This window comes from Psychrobacter sp. Marseille-P5312 (assembly GCF_900291405.1).
Classification (GTDB): Bacteria; Pseudomonadota; Gammaproteobacteria; order Pseudomonadales; family Moraxellaceae; genus Psychrobacter; species Psychrobacter celer.
On sequence record NZ_OLML01000001.1, the window covers coordinates 1,021,271 to 1,043,170 of the forward strand.

Here is a 21,900-nt window from a genome sequence, read left to right on the forward strand (position 1 = left end):
GTTCTTGAGATAAATTCATCAGTTTTATGCTCGCTCAAACCAAAAAAGACAGCTTAGGCTGTCTTTTTTTGTGGGCATAAATGTGTGTTTTATACCTATCAGTCGCTATCAATAGTGCTATTTATTACTTTTACGAGCAGGAATGGTGAGGTTCAAGCGAACTTGCGGCAGGGCTTCTGCTGGACGGTCGTTATCCGCAGAAGTGCCTGCCATTGGCATTTTTTGTTGTGACAGTTTTGGTTTTGGCACTTTTTGCTGTTGCAGCTGTTGTATCTGTTTGGTGAGTTGGCGCTCACGCTGGGTCATGGTCGCAACGGGTTGGATCCACAAATCGATATCGATAAAGGTTTCTTGCCCTTCATTGATAAATTCCACCCCCAAGATAATGACATGATGCAGCGCTGCTATCGGTAAGCGCGTGGCCACATCTTGAGCAATTTTTGCCAAGTTTGGCTGAATGGCTTGTTTGCTATGCTGCCCTTCCTGATTTTGGCCATAAAATATCAGCACATAATGCCGACCCAGACTCTCATACGAGTGCTGATGTACCACGTAACCGGCGCTTTTTAGGCTGTCTGGTTGCTTTAGATGTCGGTATAAAGTGCGTACCAGCTCATGACGAGAAAACAATGACTCGTCGAGTAGCTGCTGCTGCCAATATAAAAAATCAACCTCTGAGGACATTTGGGCACTATTTTTCAGTCGCTCATCACGGCACATCGCTATCATCTGGCCGCTTAGCTGTGACCATAGTGTGGCAGCTTGTGCCATGTGCTGCTGATACATCTGCGCTGTCGCACTTTGATTTTTGTGCGCCAGTGTCATGGCAATCAACGCCGCATTGGGCGCATCTTGCACGCCCGCCTTTATAAGGGCATTATCAATGGTGATGGCATGAGTAAATACAGACGGGCTGTACAAAAACTGAGTGACCAAATCTGCCACCTTCTCAAAATGTGCGCGCTGATCGCTAAGTGACTGCTGGAGCTGCTGTAAATGATGGCACACAAACCGCCATAGCTCACAAGGCGTCTGTAGCGTTGATGACAGCTCCTGCCAGTCAGCGCGACTAAAGATTTGTAGCGGCCGCGGCTCACCACTCATATCGATGACCAAATCTTCCATAAAATAAGCAGTATCAAAATGATGCGTCAGGCGATTTGCTAAGCGCTGTTTCGGTGAGAGTGTCGGTATATCAGCGCTCATCTCTGTCTCATCAAAAAAGACGATATCAAAGACCAATACATCGCGGCGGCTTTTCTTGTCATGATTTTGATTATTGCTTTGATCATCGCTTTGACCGTTATCGTTTCGATCATGCTTATGTTGATTGTCATTGCTATCCGCGACGCAAGAAGTCTTATGCCATGCCAGCACCGCCTTTAGCGTCGCCGTTCGCGCCGACTTAATAGTCTTCGCGCTACTATGCCTTGGTAGATACAGTGTCAGATCCAGCCGTTGCAACCGCCCAAGCGACAGCTGATAACAGGATTGCCGCGCGTCATAGTAGGCGTTATATTGACGCGTCACTGCTTGCATATCGCCAACGCTTACGCCTGCCGCTGCGCCCTGCAGGTAGCAAGCCAGATCCTCATTTAGGTCAGTCAAATCAGCCACCGTTTCAACCTTTTATGATTATGGCGTGCTCAACACGCCCTAAATATTATGAAAAATTAAACGACATAAACGTCATGAGACACAGTCGCTTTCACCGCAATGAGTTGTTATGATGATATCAGCACAGCAGCGCTTATGCGCATTTTTCTATAGTTTAGGGATTTGACGAGATGAGCCAGACGCGACTCAATACAGCTGATGGTCTTTTACCATCTCAGCATCTGTCACATCTGACACCTCAAGGGTACTCGGCTCATATCGCCCATGATTGTCATATAATAACAAGGATTGAATACCATGAAACGCTTTAAAGAAAAAACCGTCATCGTCACAGGCGCAGGCTCAGGTATTGGCCGGGCGACTGCTATTCGTTTTGCCCAAGAAGGTGCCAATGTCGTCTTGGTCGGTCGTACCGCTGAAACCTTAGAAGAGACTGCAAAAGAGTTTCCACAAGACCGTACGTGGATTCATACCGATAACTATCTGACCATCACTTGTGATATCAGCATACAAAGCCAAGTACAAGAGATGATCAAACGCGCCGTCGATAAGTTTGAACAGATTGATATCTTGGTCAATAACGCTGGCAAAGCCATGCAAGGGAAAATCACTGACTTGTCAGCCGAAGACTGGCGAGCTGCCATCGATGTCAATCTAAATGGTACGTTTTATGTCTCGCAAGCCGCCATGCCGCATCTGATTGCGACCAAGGGCAACATCGTCAATGTCTCCTCGCTCTCAGGGGTCGGCGGCGACTGGAACATGGCCGCTTATAACGCTGCCAAAGCCGGAGTGACCAACCTCACCCGCACGCTAGCCTTAGACCATGGGCCAGATGGCGTGCGGGTCAATGCGGTCAATCCCAGCGTTACCAAAACTGACATGAGCAGCGCCATTCAAAACAACGACAATAAAACCGATAAATTTTTGGCGCGCTGTCCACTCGGCCGCTTAGCGACACCAAACGATATTGCCGCCGCCATTACTTTTTTGGCCAGTCACGACGCGGCGATGATCACGGGGGTCAACTTACCCGTCGATGGCGGCGTCAGTGCCTCAAACGGCCAGCCGCAGTTTTGATCCAGCCATCAATCAAACACCATCAAACCTCATAATTACTGTTACCTCGCTCGCTAATAGCCAGCGCTTCTTGTCTTTCTCATAAAAAACAGCCCCTGATATCATCAGATATCAGGGGCTGGTTATATATAAAACCTCAAAGCCTGTGCGGCGTATCAGAACCTATAGCGCTTAATCTGTCGCGCGATTGATGTCTTGCAGAGGCTGCGACAAGCGCTCAGGATGTCTGGGCACCACCCCTTTATACTGCGCATAAATTTTTGGCAAATCAGCGTCGATATCGCCACTCGGATAAATGGGCGACATAAAACGTATCTCTTTGGTTTTATAATCCATCGCCACTGGCAATATAGGCACGCCCGCACCCATTGCCAAGTAATAAAATCCCGACTTCCAGCCTTTGGTGTACTGGCGCGTGCCCTCTGGTGCCAAACCCAAAAACAGCGGCTGACCGGTTTTAAACTTATCGATACTCGCTTGTAGTACCGAGCCTTTGTTGCCTCGATCAATCGGAATCACGCCTATCCAATTTAACAACTGGGCAAAGACAGGTGCTTTAAACAAAGTATGTTTGCCCAAAATACTGATCTTAAGATCCAGCGCAAATAGGCTTGGAACGGCATAAATACCATCGACATTTGAAGTATGAGGCAGTGCCAATACCACTGCTTGTGGGATATTGGGCACCTCGCCGACTGTACGCCAGCCAGCTGCTTTGAGTAAGGCAGAAGCAAGGACAGGCGCAAACTTATTGCCCCGTCTTGGTACCAAATCACCCAGATGTTTTTTGCTAAGTTTTGGTAATGCTTTGACTCGTGCAGACTCAGAGCGGCCCGATTTAGCACGATTAAATAACGTTGATGTCATGACGGCACCATATAATTAAAGATAGCCATATCATAACATTAAGCTTATCGGGCGAGATTATCTTTTATACTTTTATTGCATAGGCGCTCGGCAGACACTGGCGCATGGGCGAGCGATCGATGACATACATCACGGTATGTCTGCTAAATTACCTTTATTCTCTAACCACGACTTGCGATCGGCTGCGCGTTTTTTGGCCAGTAGCATATCCATCACGCCATTGGTCAGTATCATGTCATCCATATCTAGCTGCACCAGACGCCGCGTATCGCGGTTCATGGTGGTCTCACGCAGTTGCTCTGCGCTCATCTCACCGAGTCCCTTAAAGCGAGTGATTTGCGCTTTTTTATTCCCCGGTACGCCCGCTAAAATATGCTCAAGCTCGCCCTCATCTAGCGCGTAATGCACCTCTTTACCAATGTCAACTCGATACAGCGGCGGCATCGCGACAAATAAATGCCCGGCATCCACCAGTGCTGGGAAGTGTTTGACAAACAACGCACAGATAAGCGTGGCAATATGTAGGCCATCAGAGTCGGCATCGGCGAGGATACATATCTTGTCATAACGCAGCTCAGAGAGATCATCTGAAGCAGGGTCAACACCGATAGCGATGGCGATATCATGAATCTCTTGGCTCGACAGCACGGTATCGGATGACACTTCCCATGTATTTAGAATTTTACCACGCAGCGGCAATATCGCTTGATAATGTCGATCGCGTGCTTGCTTGGCACTGCCGCCCGCAGAGTCGCCTTCAACCAAAAACAGCTCTGCCCCATCACGCAGATCGCCGCGACAATCGGCAAGCTTACCTGGTAGCGCAGGCCCTTGGGAGATTTTTTTACGGGCGACCTTTTTGGCAGACTTGAGCCGTCGACCAGCTTTATTAATAGCCAGCTCGGCGATTTGAGTGCCTATATCAGCATGCTGATTGAGCCATAGGCTAAAGGCATCTTTTGCGAGGGTCTGCACCGCACCGGCAGCTTCACGGCTCGAGAGACGCTCTTTGGTTTGACCAGAAAACTGCGGCTCAGAAAACTTGAGCGATAGGATATAGTTGACCCCATCCCACACATCTTCTGCCGTCAGCTTCACATTGCGAGGCAGTAGATTATGAATATCGCAAAACTCGCGCAGCGCCTCTAAGATACCAGTACGTAGGCCATTGACATGCGTGCCACCTTGCGCGGTTGGAATCAAATTGACATAGCTTTCTTGAATCGGCGTACCACCCTCAGGCAGCCACGATAAAGCAAAGGTAATACCCGCGCGCTCGCCGTCTTTTGCCTCATGATTATAATAAAATGGCTCAGGTGGCAGGGTCTCAAGTCCATCTAGCTGCTCACTGAGGTACTCAACCACCCCGTCGGTAAACTGCCAAACGACTTTTTCGTCATTGATATCATCGACAAATTCAATCGTCAGACCAGCGGCCAATACCGCCTTGGCTTTTAGGTTATGTTTGAGCTGTTTGACATTAAATTTCGGCGTATCAAAAAAACTGCCATCGGCCCAAAACTGCACCCGAGTACCGCGTTTGCGTTTATTGGAGCTGACAGACTTAGTCAACGGCGTCACCGCTGCGCCATTTTCAAACGCCATCGCAAACTGCGTACTATCGCGCCATACCGTTACCTCAACGCGTGTTGATAGCGCATTGACCACAGAGATACCGACACCGTGCAACCCGCCCGACACCTCATAATTGGAGGTCGAAAATTTACCGCCTGCATGTAGACGCGTCAAAATTAGCTCAATACCTGACTGACCAAACTCAGGATGGATATCGGTTGGCATACCGCGGCCATCATCTTCGACCGATAGCGAGCCGTCGCTATGCAGCTGTACTTTGATGGTCTTGGCATACCCTGCCAGCGCTTCATCGACGGAGTTATCGATGACTTCTTGGGCCAAATGGTTGGGACGGGTGGTATCGGTGTACATCCCGGGACGACGGCGTACCGGCTCCAGCCCTTCTAAAACTTCTAACGATTGCGCATTATATTGACTCACAAATGCATCCTTAACTGTTTATATACGATAAATTCTATACAGCCATTATAACGAAAAATAACGGCATTAAGGTCAATACTCAGTCGCTCACGTCAGATAATGTCGTCTCTTTAAACCAAGCGACCTTTGACCAGTTGCTGTATGACCTCGATTACTTTGGGCAATTGTATTTTAAAATCACTAAAGCGATGATCACCGCCTTTTTGCATATTGACCGTCGCTCCTTGCTCCCTATAGAAGTTGGCAGAACGACTGCTATTAAGTAATTCATCACCCTCTTTGATTAGCGCAACTACTTTTTTAGGATAGTTAAGACTCGATAGCTGATGGCACGCAAACCACCTTAAATCAGCATTTGTGATGCGCCAACCACCCAAAGTGGTGTATAGCACCTCAGACGCCTCGTCGTTCGCACTCTCGTCCTTCGCACCGTCATCCTCAGTCTCAGTGCTATGCTTAAATCGCTGCAGTGTCTGATGCGGCTGTATACTAGGGTTTAATAAAAGCGCCGGACAGCCGGTATGGTTACTGAGCAACGTAGCAAAATACCCGCCTAATGAGCTACCGACCAAGACCGTGTTTTGATCATGAGAGTTTTTGCTCGCCACACTATCGATTAACGACAGCATCTGGTCAAACACTTGATCTGGCGTCTTATTTAGATCGGGGCGTAACACCTTGATATCGGGATCATACTGGCGGCAATACTCCTCTAATAGCGAGCCTTTTATAGAATTGGCATCACTGTCTAAGCCATGGATATAAATAATATTCACGTATCATCTCACTTATTGGTTTTGTTAAGATGGTTTTATCTCGATAATAAAAATCCAGCATAGCACTGCCGCAAGCAAAACAATAACACTAAAACGGCACACTATTATTCAGTATTTGCGCCATAATAACAGTATCTGACTATACGACGATATAAGTAAAAGGACTAACGACAATAGCAATGGAGCTGCCATGAGTCAGCAGTTTGAACTGTTCGAGATTGCCAATCCCTGTATTGGTGTCTGTCAAAGCAATAAAAAAGGCTATTGCTTTGGCTGTCTGCGTAGTCGTACAGAGCGTCAGCTATGGCATGATATGACAACAGAACAGCGCCGTGAAGTACTACGACTGGTCAATGGGCGCAGACAGCGTATCGAGCAGATGCGCCAGCGCAAAAACGAGCAGCTAGGCTTTGATTTTAATGAAGCGGCTGAGACAGGAGAGTTGTTTTAATTAGCTCAAAACAATTAAGTAATATTTTACAATTATTTTTATAATTATAGAAAAACTACATAGTAGCTATTGAAATATATATCTATATCCTCAAATATATACGAGTAGCCGTTAAAAATGTAGGAGAGCACAATGGATAATAGCCTAATAAATAGCAAAAAAGATACTGTGACCCAATCGCGTCAAATCGAGCAGCTTTTTGCTGGGGTCGATACCCAAGACGGCGCTGGTGTTAAATTAACTCGCGTACTGACGCAGCAGTTGCAACAGCGCCTCGATCCGTACTTGATGCTAGATAACTTCAAAAGTGACAATCCAGATGATTATGTCGCAGGGTTCCCCAATCACCCGCATCGCGGCTTTGAAACCATTACTTATATGATTACAGGCCGTATGCGTCATCGTGATAGCGCAGGCAACGAAGGGCTATTACAGAACGGCGGCGTGCAGTGGATGACGGCAGCGAGTGGTGTTATTCATTCAGAGCTACCGGAACAAGAAGACGGCGCGATGGAAGGCTTCCAGCTGTGGCTTAATCTACCTGCCAAAGATAAAATGAATGACCCTTGGTATAAAGATTTCCAAAGTGATGACTTGCCTAAATACACAACTGAAGATGGCGTAAACGTTACGGTAATCGCAGGTACATCACACGGCATAGAAGGTGCAGTCACCCGCGAGACCACTCAGCCGATGTATTTAGATATCCATATGCCAGCAGGCACGAGCTTCAGCCAAGCCATTCCAGCCGATCACAATGCCTTTGCCTTTGTCTATCGCGGTACGGTAGATATCGAAGGTCGAGAAGTACCGACTAAGAACATGGCTATCTTAAGAAATGATAAAGATGCCGATGGCGTGACTATTACAGCAGATAGTGAAGAAGACACCAAAGTGATCTTAATCACGGGTCGCCCACTACGCGAGCCGATTGTGCAATACGGTCCGTTTGTCATGAACAGTCAGCAAGAAATCATGCAAGCCGTCACTGATTTTCAAAGTGGTAAGTTTGGTGAAGGGGCTTAGTGGTTAGCCTAGTTTGTTAAGTACTCTATCAGATGTTAAAGCCTGTATTAGTTCGCTAATACGGGCTTTTTTTGTAATAACGAAAGACTCCATGATTCACTTAATGATATGACACCTGCTGAGTACAGGCAGGTGGCTTAATTATTCTACGATGATGTTTTGTTAAGAATGGGGTGTTTACATTCACCTTACATCATTTAATCCTTTAAAATGAGAGGTCATTTAGCATCTTTTCGAGTGAGTAAACTGACATAAAAATTGGTAATCGTAGAATGAAACATGAGATGAGTTCGAGTGAACTTACTGCTATCGGTTTAACTCTTCTATAAATTTCTTTGCCATTTTCGGACTTGTGAGTCTGATAAATTTTATATGACGATATCTAGGATCATGAAGCATCTTCGAGTAGCGAACACACTTGCGTTTATACGTTTTTAATGTCCATAAGATAATTGAATCACGACTAAAAAATGACTTAGCAAACGTCTCAGTATTGCCTGTACCCCATAGCTCAGTTTTGGTAGCCGAGCGTATAAAAGCACGTCTTATGGCTTGATACATCGTACGAGAGAACGGATAATCTATCCAAATCACATGGTCAACGTTTGACCATTTTATTTCAGTCATCCTGCTATAATTACCATCAAGTACCCAAGTTTCTTGCGCTAGAGAACGTTTCAGCTTTAAGAAAAACTCGTCCTCAGTAGATTCTTGCCAATTCGGTTTCCAAAATATAGCATCCATTTCCAAATAAGGATAGCCTAATTTATTTGCCAAAAGACGGCTAAAAGTGGACTTACCACTACCACTAGTGCCAATTACATTTATTTTTTTCATGTGCTCGCTACCGTAAAACTTCGAATAAAGTAAAAATATAGAAGGAGGGGAATTTTACAGAAAATTATAGGCAAAAAAAGCCCCCTAACAATTAAGTTAGGGGGCTTTAGGAATAGGGAGCTGACGATGACCTACTCTCACATGGCCGAAGCCACACTACCATTGGCGCAACGATGTTTCACTTCTGAGTTCGGGAAGGGATCAGGTGGTGCCATCGTGCTATTGTCGTCAGCAAAGGGGGTTAGATATGAGTCTATGTTTGTTTTACTTATTTGACTAAGTATCACTTATCCTAACTGAATCAAGGATAACGGTGATATCGATATAATGCTTGATACAAACCACTTGGGTGTTGTATGGTCAAGCCAAACGAGCAATTAGTACAGGTTAGCTACACGCATCACTGCGCTTCCACACCCTGCCTATCAACGTCCTAGTCTTGAACGGCTCTTTAGGGAAATCTAATCTTGAGGTGGGCTTCCCGCTTAGATGCTTTCAGCGGTTATCCCATCCGAACGTAGCTACCGGGCAATGCCATTGGCATGACAACCCGAACACCAGCGGTTCGTCCACTCTGGTCCTCTCGTACTAGGAGCAGATCCTCTCAAATTTCCAACGCCCACGGTAGATAGGGACCGAACTGTCTCACGACGTTCTAAACCCAGCTCGCGTACCTCTTTAAATGGCGAACAGCCATACCCTTAGGACCTGCTTCAGCCCTAGGATGAGATGAGCCGACATCGAGGTGCCAAACACCGCCGTCGATATGAACTCTTGGGCGGTATCAGCCTGTTATCCCCAGAGTACCTTTTATCCGTTGAGCGATGGCCCTTCCATACAGAACCACCGGATCACTAAGACCTACTTTCGTACCTGCTCGACTTGTGGGTCTCGCAGTTAAGCGCGCTTTTGCCTTTATACTCTATGAACGATTTCCGACCGTTCTGAGCGCACCTTCGTACTCCTCCGTTACTCTTTAGGAGGAGACCGCCCCAGTCAAACTACCCACCATACATTGTCCTCGGTATTGTTATACCTGAGTTAGAACCCCAACATGACCAGGGTGGTATTTCAAGGATGGCTCCACCAAGACTAGCGTCTCGGTTTCAAAGCCTCCCACCTATCCTGCACAAGTCAGGTCAAAGTTCAATGTAAAGCTGTAGTAAAGGTTCACGGGGTCTTTCCGTCTAGCCGCGGGTACACAGCATCTTCACTGCGATTTCGATTTCACTGAGTCTCTGCTGGAGACAGCGCTGCCATCATTATGTCATTCGTGCAGGTCGGAACTTACCCGACAAGGAATTTCGCTACCTTAGGACCGTTATAGTTACGGCCGCCGTTTACTGGGGCTTCGATCAAGACCTTCGCATACGCTAAGCCCATCAATTAACCTTCCAGCACCGGGCAGACATCACACCCTATACGTCCACTTTCGTGTTTGCAGAGTGCTGTGTTTTTAATAAACAGTTGCAGCAGCCTGGTATCTGCGACTGCCAATAGCTTACGGAGCAAGTCCTTCACCATCAGCAGCGTACCTTCTCCCGAAGTTACGGTACCATTTTGCCTAGTTCCTTCAGCAGAGTTCTCTCAAGCGCCTTGGTATTCTCTACCTGATCACCTGTGTCGGTTTAGGGTACGATTCGTTTATGACTATCGCTTAGAAGCTTTTCCTGGAAGCATGGTATTTGCCACTTCGTCCTACAAGTAGGACTTGCTATCAGATCTCGGTATGAAATAGCCCGGATTTACCTAAGCTATAAACCTACATCCTTCCACTCAGACAACCATCGCTGAGCTGGCATAACCTTCTCCGTCCCTCCATCGCATCATAAACAAGTATCGGAATATTAACCGATTTCCCATCGACTACGCCTTTCGGCCTCGCCTTAGGGGTCGACTCACCCAGCCCCGATTAACGTTGGACTGGAACCCTTGATCTTCCGGCGTGCGAGCTTTTCACTCGCATTATCGTTACTCACGTCAGCATTCGCTCTTGTGATACCTCCAGCATGCTTTACAACACACCTTCACAGGCTTACACAACGCTCCCCTACCACTTGAAAACAAATTCAAATCCGCAGCTTCGGCTCCTAGTTTGAGCCCCGTTACATCTTCCGCGCGGGCCGACTCGACTAGTGAGCTATTACGCTTTCTTTAAAGGATGGCTGCTTCTAAGCCAACCTCCTAGCTGTCTATGCCTTCCCACCTCGTTTCCCACTTAACTAGGAATTTGGGGCCTTAGCTGGCGGTCTGGGTTGTTTCCCTCTCCACGATGGACGTTAGCACCCACCGTGTGTCTCCCGGATATCACTCATCGGTATTCGGAGTTTGCATCGGTTTGGTAAGTCGGTATGACCCCCTAGCCGAAACAGTGCTCTACCCCCAATGGTGTTCGTCCGAGGCGCTACCTAAATAGCTTTCGGGGAGAACCAGCTATCACCGAGTTTGATTAGCCTTTCACCCCTATCCACAAGTCATCCCCTGGCTTTTCAACGACAGTGGGTTCGGTCCTCCGGTGCCTGTTACGGCACTTTCAACCTGCTCATGGATAGATCACTCGGTTTCGGGTCTATACCCTGCAACTAGACGCCCTATTAAGACTCGGTTTCCCTACGGCTCCCCTAAACGGTTAACCTTGCTACAGAATATAAGTCGCTGACCCATTATACAAAAGGTACGCGGTCACCCAACAAGTGGGCTCCCACTGCTTGTACGCACACGGTTTCAGGTTCTATTTCACTCCCCTCACAGGGGTTCTTTTCGCCTTTCCCTCACGGTACTGGTTCACTATCGGTCAGTCAGGAGTATTTAGCCTTGGAGGATGGTCCCCCCATCTTCAAACAGGATTTCTCGTGCCCCGCTCTACTTAATATGTTAACGCTAATGTTTCGAATACAGGACTATCACCTACTATGGTCAGCTTTCCCACGCTGTTCTTCTACATTAGCATTAATCGGCTTCTCCCCGTTCGCTCGCCGCTACTAGGGGAATCTCAATTGATGTCTATTCCTAAGGGTACTGAGATGTTTCACTTCCCCTCGTTCGCTTCTTGTACAAGTACAAGATACTTACCTTATGGTAAGTGGGTTTCCCCATTCAGAAATCTCCGGATCACAGGATATTGCCGCCTCCCCGAAGCTTATCGCAGGCTGTCACGTCTTTCATCGCCTCTGACTGCCAAGGCATCCACCATGTGCGCTTAATTACTTGACCATACAACCCCAAAGGGTCTTTGTCAGCAATTATAACGATATCACCTATGTTTACGCTTGATTCAGTTCTCTTTACTTTGAAGACTAGCCCTTGGGATAACAAACAATGTCGTTAAAAGGCTAGTCTTCAGGTTAGCAATAACATGTGAAATGTTATTGCTAACCCAGACTCATATCTATGTTTTTAAATAGTCTCTATGCTCTCGTCAAGTCATAGATTTCCGTATAAAACAGAAAGAAGTAATCGTGTCTTTGTTCAAAGATAAATCACTTGTTTCTATTTAATACCTATTGTATTTATTTGCACTCTAAGCTACCGAGGTTGTAGTGGTGGAGCCAAACGGAGTCGAACCGTTGACCTCCTGCGTGCAAGGCAGGCGCTCTACCAACTGAGCTATGGCCCCATGTATAATGGTGGGTCTAGGTGGACTTGAACCACCGACCCCCGCGTTATCAACACGGTGCTCTAACCAGCTGAGCTACAGACCCTAGTACGTCCTAAAACGTAAGCTTAAACTAAAGAACAACTTGTTGTGAATTCTTGCTGACCGAATGCTGTCTATAAGGAGGTGATCCAGCCGCAGGTTCCCCTACGGCTACCTTGTTACGACTTCACCCCAGTCATCAACCACACCGTGGTGATCGCCGTCCTAAAAGGTTCGGCTAACCACTTCTGGTGCAATCAACTCCCATGGTGTGACGGGCGGTGTGTACAAGGCCCGGGAACGTATTCACCGCGGCATTCTGATCCGCGATTACTAGCGATTCCTACTTCATGGAGTCGAGTTGCAGACTCCAATCTGGACTACGATAGGCTTTTTGAGATTCGCATCACATCGCTGTGTAGCTGCCCTCTGTACCTACCATTGTAGCACGTGTGTAGCCCTGGTCGTAAGGGCCATGATGACTTGACGTCGTCCCCGCCTTCCTCCAGTTTGTCACTGGCAGTATCCTTAGAGTTCCCGGCTTAACCCGCTGGTAACTAAGGACAAGGGTTGCGCTCGTTGCGGGACTTAACCCAACATCTCACGACACGAGCTGACGACAGCCATGCAGCACCTGTATTCTAATTCCCGAAGGCACTCCCGCATCTCTGCAGGATTCTAGATATGTCAAGACCAGGTAAGGTTCTTCGCGTTGCATCGAATTAAACCACATGCTCCACCGCTTGTGCGGGCCCCCGTCAATTCATTTGAGTTTTAACCTTGCGGCCGTACTCCCCAGGCGGTCTACTTATTGCGTTAGCTGCGTCACTAAGTCCTCAAGGGACCCAACGACTAGTAGACATCGTTTACGGCGTGGACTACCAGGGTATCTAATCCTGTTTGCTACCCACGCTTTCGAGCCTCAGTGTCAGTATGATGCCAGGAAGCTGCCTTCGCCATCGGTATTCCTCCAGATCTCTACGCATTTCACCGCTACACCTGGAATTCTACTTCCCTCTCACCTACTCTAGCTTAACAGTATCAGATGCAGTTCCCAGGTTAAGCCCGGGGATTTCACATCTGACTTATTAAGCCACCTACGCTCGCTTTACGCCCAGTAATTCCGATTAACGCTTGCACCCTCTGTATTACCGCGGCTGCTGGCACAGAGTTAGCCGGTGCTTATTCTGCAGCTAATGTCATCGCATATGGGTATTAACCATATGGTCTTCTTCACTGCTTAAAGTGCTTTACAACCAAAAGGCCTTCTTCACACACGCGGCATGGCTGGATCAGGGTTCCCCCCATTGTCCAATATTCCCCACTGCTGCCTCCCGTAGGAGTCCGGGCCGTGTCTCAGTCCCGGTGTGGCTGATCATCCTCTCAGACCAGCTACAGATCGTCGCCATGGTAGGCCTTTACCCCACCATCTAGCTAATCCGACTTAGGCTCATCTAATAGCGAGAGCAGTAAACTGCCCCCTTTCTCCCGTAGGTCGTATGCGGTATTAATTCGAGTTTCCCCGAGCTATCCCCCACTACTAGGTAGATTCCTAAGTGTTACTCACCCGTCCGCCGCTCGACGCCTGGGAGCAAGCTCCCATCGTTTCCGCTCGACTTGCATGTGTTAAGCCTGCCGCCAGCGTTCAATCTGAGCCATGATCAAACTCTTCAGTTTAATCTATCTGAAGCCTTTACCTATAAATAGGAAGATGACTTCTAATCTTGGCTCATTTATCTAGCAAATCGCTTAAAATTATGTTCGTAATGAATTAACTTTGAGTTTTTCTGCTGAGTAAATGATAATTTTTATAGTTAGAATTAACTCCAAAAAGAAGTCAAAACCAACTTTATTTTTTAGCATTCTGTATCAGCAAAAATCCACACAAGTTGTTCTTTAGTTGTGCTTTTAAATAGTGTCTCTTCACTGTCGTCCAGTTAAAGAGTTATATATCTAATAACTAAGCAATGTGCTTATCGTTATTAGCGAGCCGACTATCATATCATAACGATTTGGTTTGTCAAGCTTTTTTATAATTTGTTTCTCAAGGTTCGCTGCGTTGTTACTATGTAATTTACCCTAGTAATGCTTAGCTCATCCTGATGAGGTGCGTATTATAGAGAATTTCTGACAGGTGTCAACTGCTTTTTGACAAGTTTTTTAATTAATTTTGATAAATATAAAATAGGCTAGTGTTTTCAATGTGTTAGCGAAAAAAATTTTTAGGACGGCGCTGCGACTTAAACCATCATCACTTCATTAGTTATATAGTGGTAGCAAAATTGGCGTTATCTATTACCTATTGAAATCTGCTTAATAAATACTTATATAGTCAATCCGATATAGACACGATACAGCGAGACAAAACGTTATTTTTCATAGCATCGGTAACTAGGGTGATTAGCTAACCTTGAAGCATCAAGTGCTGCATCGATACTTAAACAGTCACCGTGCTGACATCGCTTGTTATAATACTTTTGTCACTTTGTATCTATAGTCTCCAACCTAGTGTTGCTAGGCAGTGTTTGCTATAATAGTGGCTTTTATGACACTACTTTGTAATGCTAAAGTGAGCCTTTAGATAAAGTGGCCAAAAGCCTGCTACTAATATCGTCTCAACTTAGTATTTTGGGTGGTACTTTTCTTAACATATCACAGCAGTTAGATATAATTGATGCGGTCTTACGGTTATATGATTGATGGTTGCAATCATCACTGCCAACGGATCCAAAAAGGTGAATAGATTATGGTAGCGATTACTTTACCAGATGGTAGCGTAAAAAACTTTGAAGGCAATACCACCGTCATGGAAGTGGCGCAGAGTATTGGTGCAGGACTTGCCAAAGCGACGGTCGCTGGGCGCGTTGATGGTCAATTAGTCGATGCACACGATCCGATCACACATGATGCCAAAGTTGAAATCGTGACGCCAAAAGACGCTGACGGTGTCGATATCATTCGCCACTCCTGCGCCCACTTGTTAGGTCATGCAGTAAAACAGCTCTATCCAGAGGTAAAAATGGTCATCGGACCGGTCATCGAAGATGGTTTTTATTACGACATCTATAGCGAGACGCCGTTTACCCCTGAGCATATGGAAGCCATCGAAAAACGCATGATGCAACTGATCAAACAAGATTATGATGTCATCAAAAAAATGACACCGCGCGATGAAGTCATCAAGATATTTGAAGAGCGCGGCGAAGATTATAAGCTGAAACTGATCAATGATATGCCGGGTGAAGAAGCCTTTGGTCTGTATCACCATCAAGAATACGTCGATATGTGCCGTGGCCCGCACGTACCAAACACGCGCTTCTTAAAAGTATTTAAACTGACCAAAATGTCGGGTGCATACTGGCGCGGTGATGCCAAAAACGAGCAGCTGCAACGTATCTATGGTACAGCGTGGGCTGATAAAAAAGACCTAAAGGCCTATATCCAGCGTATTGAAGAAGCGGAAAAACGCGACCACCGTAAAATTGGTAAAGCGCTCAATCTGTTTCATATGCAAGAGCAAGCGCCTGGCATGGTGTTTTGGCACCCTAATGGTTGGACGATTTATCAAGTGCTTGAGCAGTATATGCGCAAAGTCCAACACGATCACGGCTATGAAGAAATTAAAACACCGCAAATCGTCGATCGTAGCCTGTGGGAGCGCTCAGGCCACTGGGGCAACTATGCCACCAATATGTTTACCACTGCCAGCGAAAACCGTGATTATGCGATAAAGCCAATGAACTGCCCGTGTCACGTGCAAGTATTTAACCAAGGCCTAAAATCATATCGTGACCTGCCACTGCGTATGGCAGAGTTTGGCTCGTGTCACCGTAATGAGCCTTCAGGTTCGCTACATGGTTTGATGCGCGTACGTGGCTTTACGCAAGATGATGCGCATATCTTCTGTACCGCAGCACAAATTCAGCAAGAGGTCGCTGACTTTATTAAACTGACCCTAAAGGTCTACGAAGACTTCGGCTTTGATAACATCATTATGAAGCTCTCCACCCGCCCTGAAAAGCGTGTCGGCTCTGATGAGTCTTGGGATTTTTCCGAAAAAGCTTTGGCCGATGCTCTCGACAGCTCAGGTCTCGATTGGGAATACTTACCGGGTGAAGGCGCGTTTTATGGCCCCAAAATTGAATTTAGTCTAAAAGACTCTCTAGGCCGTGTCTGGCAGTGCGGTACCATTCAAGTTGACCCCAATATGCCTGAGCGTCTTGATGCCGAATTCGTCAACGAACAAAACGAGCGTGAAACCCCAATCATGCTACACCGTGCTATCTTAGGATCGTTCGAGCGTTTCATCGGTATTTTGATCGAACACTATGCCGGTTGGATGCCAGTATGGCTTGCACCCAAGCAAGTGGTTGTGATGAATATCACTGACAAGCAAGCAGAGGCTTGTGAAAATGTGGTTAATGAGCTGAAAAACGTCGGTATTCGAGCCGTTAGCGACTTGCGTAACGAAAAGATTGGATTTAAGATACGAGAGAAAACATTAGAACGTATCCCCTATATGCTAGTATTAGGGGATAAAGAGATTGAAACGGGCAGCGTCAATGTCCGGACGCGTGAAGGCGAAAACCTTGGCGTGATGAGTATCTCTGACTTTATGGCATTAGTACAGACCGCTGTCGGTAAAAAAGGCCGACAGACCCCAAAAACAGATGAGGAGTAATACCTATTAAACAGTCCAACCGTTTGAACATCAACGAAGATATCAAAGTCAAAGAAGTCCGACTCGTTAAAGAAGACGGCGAACAAATGGGCGTGGTCGATATCGAAACCGCGATGAAAGCGGCGCGTGATGAAAACTTAGATTTGGTCGAATTGGTTCCTGAAGCAAAACCGCCTGTATGTAAGATCATGGATTATAAGCACTTCTTATATGATCAAAAACAAAAGGCCAAAGAAGCTAAGAAAAACCAAAAGCAGACTCAGCTTAAAGAGATGAAACTACGCCCTAGTACTGAAGAGGCGGATTATCAAGTTAAGCTGCGTAAAATCATTAGTTTCTTAGAAAATCAAGATAAGGTTAAGATTAGTATTCGTTTCCGTGGACGCGAAATGGCGCACCAAGATATTGGTCGCAAGCAACTTGACCGCATCATTGAAGATACCGCTGATATCTCAAACGTCGAACAATATCCTAAGATGGAAGGTCGTCAGATGGGTATGCTGCTCGGCCCAACTAAGAAAAAGTGATCGACTAACCAGATTGCTATTAGTTAGTGGCAGCTATTAATCGGCATGCTAATCCGTCGATGTTAGATAATGTCGATATTGATTAATATGGATACTTATACTGTTGACCATCAATATGCTACGGGATATTGATGGTTTTTTTGTACATAGGCTTCTCTGCCTATTTATCATAAGCAGCGATACTACCTTTATTAGCCATTGCTTTTATCACCTATAGTGTTTATCAGTTATAGCGTTTTAAACGCTGTTTTTGGTATCACAAGCTGACGCTATTTTACAAAACCTCTCTTCTCAAGCCTTTCATTACCAGTTAGTCTAAAGCTCAATGGCTCTGTATTTATTCGCCTTTGTATTTATTCGGCTTTATATAAACCACAGGCTGTGACATACAGGCCGCGACTTGTCTTTTAAATAAAACAATACCCGATATAGTCGACACTACATAAACCGCACGGATGATGTATAGTCGATACACTCTAAAAATGTCATAGCGCTACTGGGATGAATTTTGCGCAGCCTCTGGGAACGCAGCACGCAAGTAAAATTTATACCAGTAGCGCGTTTAAATCCATAATAGTTTTACATTCAGCTAACTATATTACTGATTTTTTCCCTTTAGAGATTATAGGAAACTTTATGCAAGAATTGACGCCACCAGAAAACGCCGCTGCGCCAAGTATTTCACTGACGCCGCCTGAGCCCGTCAAAGAAATACAAAAAAGTGAAGCCGACCAGATGGTGACTCTCGATAAAAGCCAAATACCAGAGCTCGATGCTAAAGTTGATGCTTTTGTTGATCATGTCATCACCAACTCTGTACATAGCCCTGAGTTTCAGCAAAACGTCCAGTCCATACACAACTTAGGCAGTAAAGAGATTCGTGAGTCCGCGCAAGTCTCTAATCGTATGCTCGAGCTGCCAGCAAAAAGCATCAACGACAATTTGTTTGATAACTCCCCCATCGCCAAATCTCTGACAGAGCTGCGCGGTATCGTCGAAGATTTGGACCCCAGCAAAAAAGATTTGACCAGCTCACGCAAGCTGTTTGGCCTTATTCCTTTTGGCAACAAGGTTCAAGATTACTTTCGTCAGTACGAGTCAGCGCAGTCACATATCAATGCCGTCGTGACCAGTCTCTATAACGGCAAAGACGAGCTGCTCAAAGACAATGCCATGATTGAGCAAGAAAAAGTCAATATGTGGGAGCTGATGCAATCGATTCGTCAGTACATTTATGTGGGCAAAAAAATCGATGAGCAGTTGGAGCAAAAAGTCTATGCCATCGAGGCGACTGACCCAGAAAAAGCGCGCATCATCAAAGAAGAGATGCTGTTTTATGTGCGCCAAAAAAACACCGACTTTTTGACGCAGTTGGCCGTCAACGTCCAAGGTTATTTGGCGCTTGATACCATTCGCAAAAACAATCTGGAGCTGATCAAAGGTGTCGATCGCGCGACCACGACGACCATCTCAGCGCTCCGCACGGCGGTGGTGGTCGCACAAGCGATGACCAATCAAAAACTGGTACTTGATCAAATCACTGCGCTGAATAAAACTACGAGCAGTTTGATCGAATCGACCTCTGCGATGCTCAAACGTCAATCGGGCGAGATCCATGAGCAGGCGACCAGCAGCAGTATCGAGCTTGATAAACTGCAAAACGCCTTCAATAATGTCTATGATACGATGGATATGATCAGCAATTATAAAATTGAAGCGCTAGAGAACATGAAACAAACGGTCAACACCTTGACCACTGAGGTTGATAAAGCACAAAAGTATCTCGACAAATCCAATCAGACCACGGTGCTAGAGGTCTCAAAGGAATTAGACAGCAAAAAAATCACCGATAAGTCTAGTGCGGTGGATATCGATATTTGATGGGCTTTTTCAGCTGTCTTCTGTAAAAGCAGACAGCTTGTTGCGACTTAATACAGATTAGACGATTGACGCAAGATATTGCCTGGTCGTTCGTGTTAAGATAGCCATTATTAATAATTTTAAAAATAGATACGGTAATTTATGAGTTGGAACGATCCAAACGCCTCAAGTGAGGCAAAAAGATATGACAATCCTATCCCTAGTCGCGAGCTAATACTGAGCACGATTAATGAGCATGGCGAAGTCACTCACAAGCAGCTGGCGCAGATCTTTGAGATTGAAGATCCAGATCAGTTTGATGCACTGGGCAATCGCTTAAAAGCCATGGCACGCGACGGTCAAGTAAACCGTGAAGGTCGTCCTTATCGTTATCGGACAGTGACCAAGCAAGATGTGGTCACCGGTACTGTGTCTGCGCACCCCAAAGGGTTTGGCTTTGTACTATTAGAAGACATGCCCGATTTGTTTTTGCACGAAAAACAAATGCGTTGGGTATTTAACGGCGATACAGTAGCTGCAATCGGCACCTCAACAGACAACCGCGGTCGCACCGAAGGCCGCATCGTCGATATCATAGAGCGTCGTCAAAACAACTTCATCGGTACGCTAGCACGTGATGACGAAGGTTACTGTGTCGAGCTTGGTAGTCCAAACCATCACCAACCCATTACTGTCACTGATGACAACGTACAGGCTCTAAACGCCAAGCAAGGCGCACCCGTTAAAATCGACATCATCGATTGGCCAAACCAGCACGAGTTTGCTACTGGCAAAATCACTGAAGTTCTCTCCGATGACAACGACCGCGAGCTGATCATCGAAACGACGTTACTGAATTATGATATTCCATCAGAATTTAGTGAAGCGGCTCTCAAGCAAGCCAATGATTACGAGGAGCCTACTGACAAAGACCTAAAGGGCCGTACTGACTTACGTCATTTACCCCTAGTCACCATCGATGGTGAAGATGCACGCGACTTCGATGATGCGGTATATGCCGAAAAACGCTCAGGCGGTAACTACCGCGTCTTAGTGGCTATCGCGGATGTCAGCCATTACGTTACGCCAAACTCGCCGTTAGATAAAGACGCGTATGAGCGCGGTACGTCAGTATACTTCCCGCATCGTGTGATTCCGATGCTCCCTGAAGTATTGTCGAATGGTCTTTGTTCGCTAAACCCTGATCGTGATCGCCTATGTATGGTGGCTGATATCAAGATATCGCGCGCTGGTAAAATCACAGGCTATGAGTTTTATCCAGGTGTGATGCACTCACAAGCACGCTTGACGTACAACCAAGTCAACGCGTATTTTGACAATCCAAAAGACAAAAGCGTGCCTGATTCTTTGACAGGCAATAAAGACGTCAAAAAATCAATTGATACACTGCATCAACTCTATAAGCTGCTTTTGAAAAAACGCGAAGAGCGTCATGCGATGGAGTTTGAGACAGTAGAGACCTACATTAAGTTTGATGAAAAAGGTGGCATCGAAGCAATATTGCCACGTACGCGCGGCGATGCGCAAAAGCTGATCGAAGAATGTATGCTACTGGCCAATACTTGTGCGGCAAACTTTGCTCTTAAGCATGAGCTGCCTGTCTTGTATCGTAACCACGATCGGCCAGATAGCGAAAAATCCATGCGTATCCATGAGTACGCCAAAAACTTTGGTTTGAGCTTCCCAGAAGAGAGCCCAACGCAGGCCGATTATCAGCGTATCATCGAAGCCACCAAAGACAGACCCGATGCCATTAGCATCCACAGCATGCTGCTGCGCTCGATGATGCAGGCTAACTACGCGCCGGACAACATCGGTCACTTTGGCTTGGCGTATGACGAGTACAGTCACTTTACCTCGCCTATCCGCCGTTATCCTGATTTGATGCTACATCGTGCAATCAAGGCAAAAGTCACGGGTAGCAAGCAGCCAGTGATGGATTTTTCACTCGAAGACGCAGGCACGCAAACCTCAGATACCGAGCGCCGCGCCGAAAAAGCCTCGCGTTTTGTGGAGTCATGGCTCAAATGTCACTATATGAAAGATCATGTCGGTGAAGAGTTCAATGGCGTGGTGACCACCGTGACGAGCTTTGGCTTATTTGTCACCTTGACTGACTTGTATATCGACGGTCTGGTGCATATCTCAAACGTCGGTGATGACTTCTTTGTCTATGATGAGACGCAGCAGCAGCTTATCGGTAAAGACAAAGGTACGCTGTTTGGTCTGGGCGATTTGGTCAAAGTCAAAGTCGCAGGCGTTAATATGGACTTGCTACAAATTGACTTTGATTTACAAGCCAAGCTACAAGCCAGTGAGATGAACCAAACCAAAAAAGACCAAGCTAAAAAACCACCAGCCAAAAAATCACCAGCTAAAAAGAGCAGCAATCGCAAAGGCTCAAGCAAAAAAAGCTAAGCTACATAAGATGTGGTAGATAAGTGGTAGATAAAAAGGTATTGATAAAAAAGGCTAACCCAGTGTTAGCCTTTTTTTGTGCCCGC

Annotated in this window: 12 protein-coding genes, 2 tRNA genes and 3 rRNA genes; 7 read left to right on the forward strand and 10 right to left on the reverse strand. The window is 46.3% G+C overall.

Translation table 11 applies throughout. From position 1 onward, the window contains the following. Positions 1 to 117: 117 nt before the first annotated feature. Entirely contained in the window at positions 118 to 1,617 is a 1,500-nt protein-coding gene (locus C6W44_RS04410) for a hypothetical protein (RefSeq protein WP_105244383.1), read from the reverse strand. A gap of 297 nt (positions 1,618 to 1,914) precedes the next feature. Between C6W44_RS04410 and C6W44_RS04415 the strand changes: the two genes are divergently transcribed. Continuing rightward, a complete protein-coding gene (locus C6W44_RS04415; protein WP_075102459.1) occupies positions 1,915 to 2,697 on the forward strand; it encodes an SDR family NAD(P)-dependent oxidoreductase in 783 nt (260 codons plus the stop codon). A 171-nt stretch (positions 2,698 to 2,868) separates the two neighbouring features. On the opposite strand, the gene C6W44_RS04420 is transcribed toward C6W44_RS04415, so the two are convergent. From C6W44_RS04420 to C6W44_RS04430, 3 genes are all read right to left on the reverse strand, one after another. Next, positions 2,869 to 3,564, reverse strand: coding sequence for a lysophospholipid acyltransferase family protein (locus C6W44_RS04420; protein ID WP_105244384.1), 696 nt, complete (start codon positions 3,562 to 3,564; stop codon positions 2,869 to 2,871). Positions 3,565 to 3,693: 129 nt separating this feature from the next. Next, positions 3,694 to 5,580 carry a DNA topoisomerase IV subunit B gene (gene parE, locus C6W44_RS04425; RefSeq protein WP_105244385.1) on the reverse strand — a complete coding sequence of 629 codons (1,887 nt, stop codon included), beginning with the start codon at positions 5,578 to 5,580 and terminating at the stop codon, positions 3,694 to 3,696. Between the two features lie 110 nt (positions 5,581 to 5,690). Then, on the reverse strand, positions 5,691 to 6,356 hold the full coding sequence (locus tag C6W44_RS04430) for a YqiA/YcfP family alpha/beta fold hydrolase (protein ID WP_105244386.1): 666 nt from the start codon (positions 6,354 to 6,356) through the stop codon (positions 5,691 to 5,693). A gap of 190 nt (positions 6,357 to 6,546) precedes the next feature. Here C6W44_RS04430 and C6W44_RS04435 point away from each other — a divergent pair, with 190 nt between their 5' ends. Then, positions 6,547 to 6,807 carry a DUF1289 domain-containing protein gene (locus tag C6W44_RS04435; protein WP_105244387.1) on the forward strand — a complete coding sequence of 87 codons (261 nt, stop codon included), beginning with the start codon at positions 6,547 to 6,549 and terminating at the stop codon, positions 6,805 to 6,807. 132 nt (positions 6,808 to 6,939) lie between these two features. Next, positions 6,940 to 7,833, forward strand: a complete 894-nt coding sequence (locus C6W44_RS04440; RefSeq protein WP_105244388.1) for a pirin family protein — start codon at positions 6,940 to 6,942, stop codon at positions 7,831 to 7,833. A 306-nt stretch (positions 7,834 to 8,139) separates the two neighbouring features. Here C6W44_RS04440 and C6W44_RS04445 read toward each other — a convergent pair whose 3' ends face one another. The 6 genes from C6W44_RS04445 to C6W44_RS04470 all read right to left on the reverse strand — a co-directional run bounded on the left by C6W44_RS04445 (position 8,140) and on the right by C6W44_RS04470 (position 13,984). Beyond that, positions 8,140 to 8,670, reverse strand: a complete 531-nt coding sequence (locus C6W44_RS04445; RefSeq protein WP_105244389.1) for a shikimate kinase — start codon at positions 8,668 to 8,670, stop codon at positions 8,140 to 8,142. Between the two features lie 118 nt (positions 8,671 to 8,788). Next, positions 8,789 to 8,903: ribosomal RNA gene (rrf, locus tag C6W44_RS04450) — 5S ribosomal RNA — on the reverse strand. Between the two features lie 123 nt (positions 8,904 to 9,026). Next, positions 9,027 to 11,883: ribosomal RNA gene (locus C6W44_RS04455) — 23S ribosomal RNA — on the reverse strand. Positions 11,884 to 12,210: 327 nt separating this feature from the next. Further along, positions 12,211 to 12,286 (reverse strand) — tRNA-Ala (locus C6W44_RS04460). Positions 12,287 to 12,294: 8 nt separating this feature from the next. Next, positions 12,295 to 12,371: transfer RNA gene (locus C6W44_RS04465), tRNA-Ile, on the reverse strand. 73 nt (positions 12,372 to 12,444) lie between these two features. Then, positions 12,445 to 13,984: ribosomal RNA gene (locus tag C6W44_RS04470) — 16S ribosomal RNA — on the reverse strand. The 16S, 23S and 5S rRNA genes sit together here with 2 tRNA genes alongside, the layout of an rRNA operon. Positions 13,985 to 15,053: 1,069 nt before the next feature. Between C6W44_RS04470 and thrS the strand changes: the two genes are divergently transcribed. The 4 genes from thrS to rnr all read left to right on the forward strand — a co-directional run bounded on the left by thrS (position 15,054) and on the right by rnr (position 21,814). Further along, positions 15,054 to 16,988 carry a threonine--tRNA ligase gene (gene thrS, locus C6W44_RS04475; protein WP_105244390.1) on the forward strand — a complete coding sequence of 645 codons (1,935 nt, stop codon included), beginning with the start codon at positions 15,054 to 15,056 and terminating at the stop codon, positions 16,986 to 16,988. 23 nt (positions 16,989 to 17,011) lie between these two features. After that, on the forward strand, positions 17,012 to 17,515 hold the full coding sequence (gene infC, locus C6W44_RS04480) for a translation initiation factor IF-3 (RefSeq protein WP_105244391.1): 504 nt from the start codon (positions 17,012 to 17,014) through the stop codon (positions 17,513 to 17,515). Positions 17,516 to 18,151: 636 nt separating this feature from the next. Then, a complete protein-coding gene (locus tag C6W44_RS04485; RefSeq protein ID WP_105244392.1) occupies positions 18,152 to 19,396 on the forward strand; it encodes a toxic anion resistance protein in 1,245 nt (414 codons plus the stop codon). Between the two features lie 141 nt (positions 19,397 to 19,537). Then, positions 19,538 to 21,814 (forward strand): ribonuclease R, encoded by a 2,277-nt coding sequence (gene rnr, locus C6W44_RS04490; protein WP_105244393.1) that lies wholly within the window; start codon positions 19,538 to 19,540, stop codon positions 21,812 to 21,814. The last annotated feature ends 86 nt before the right edge of the window (positions 21,815 to 21,900 follow it).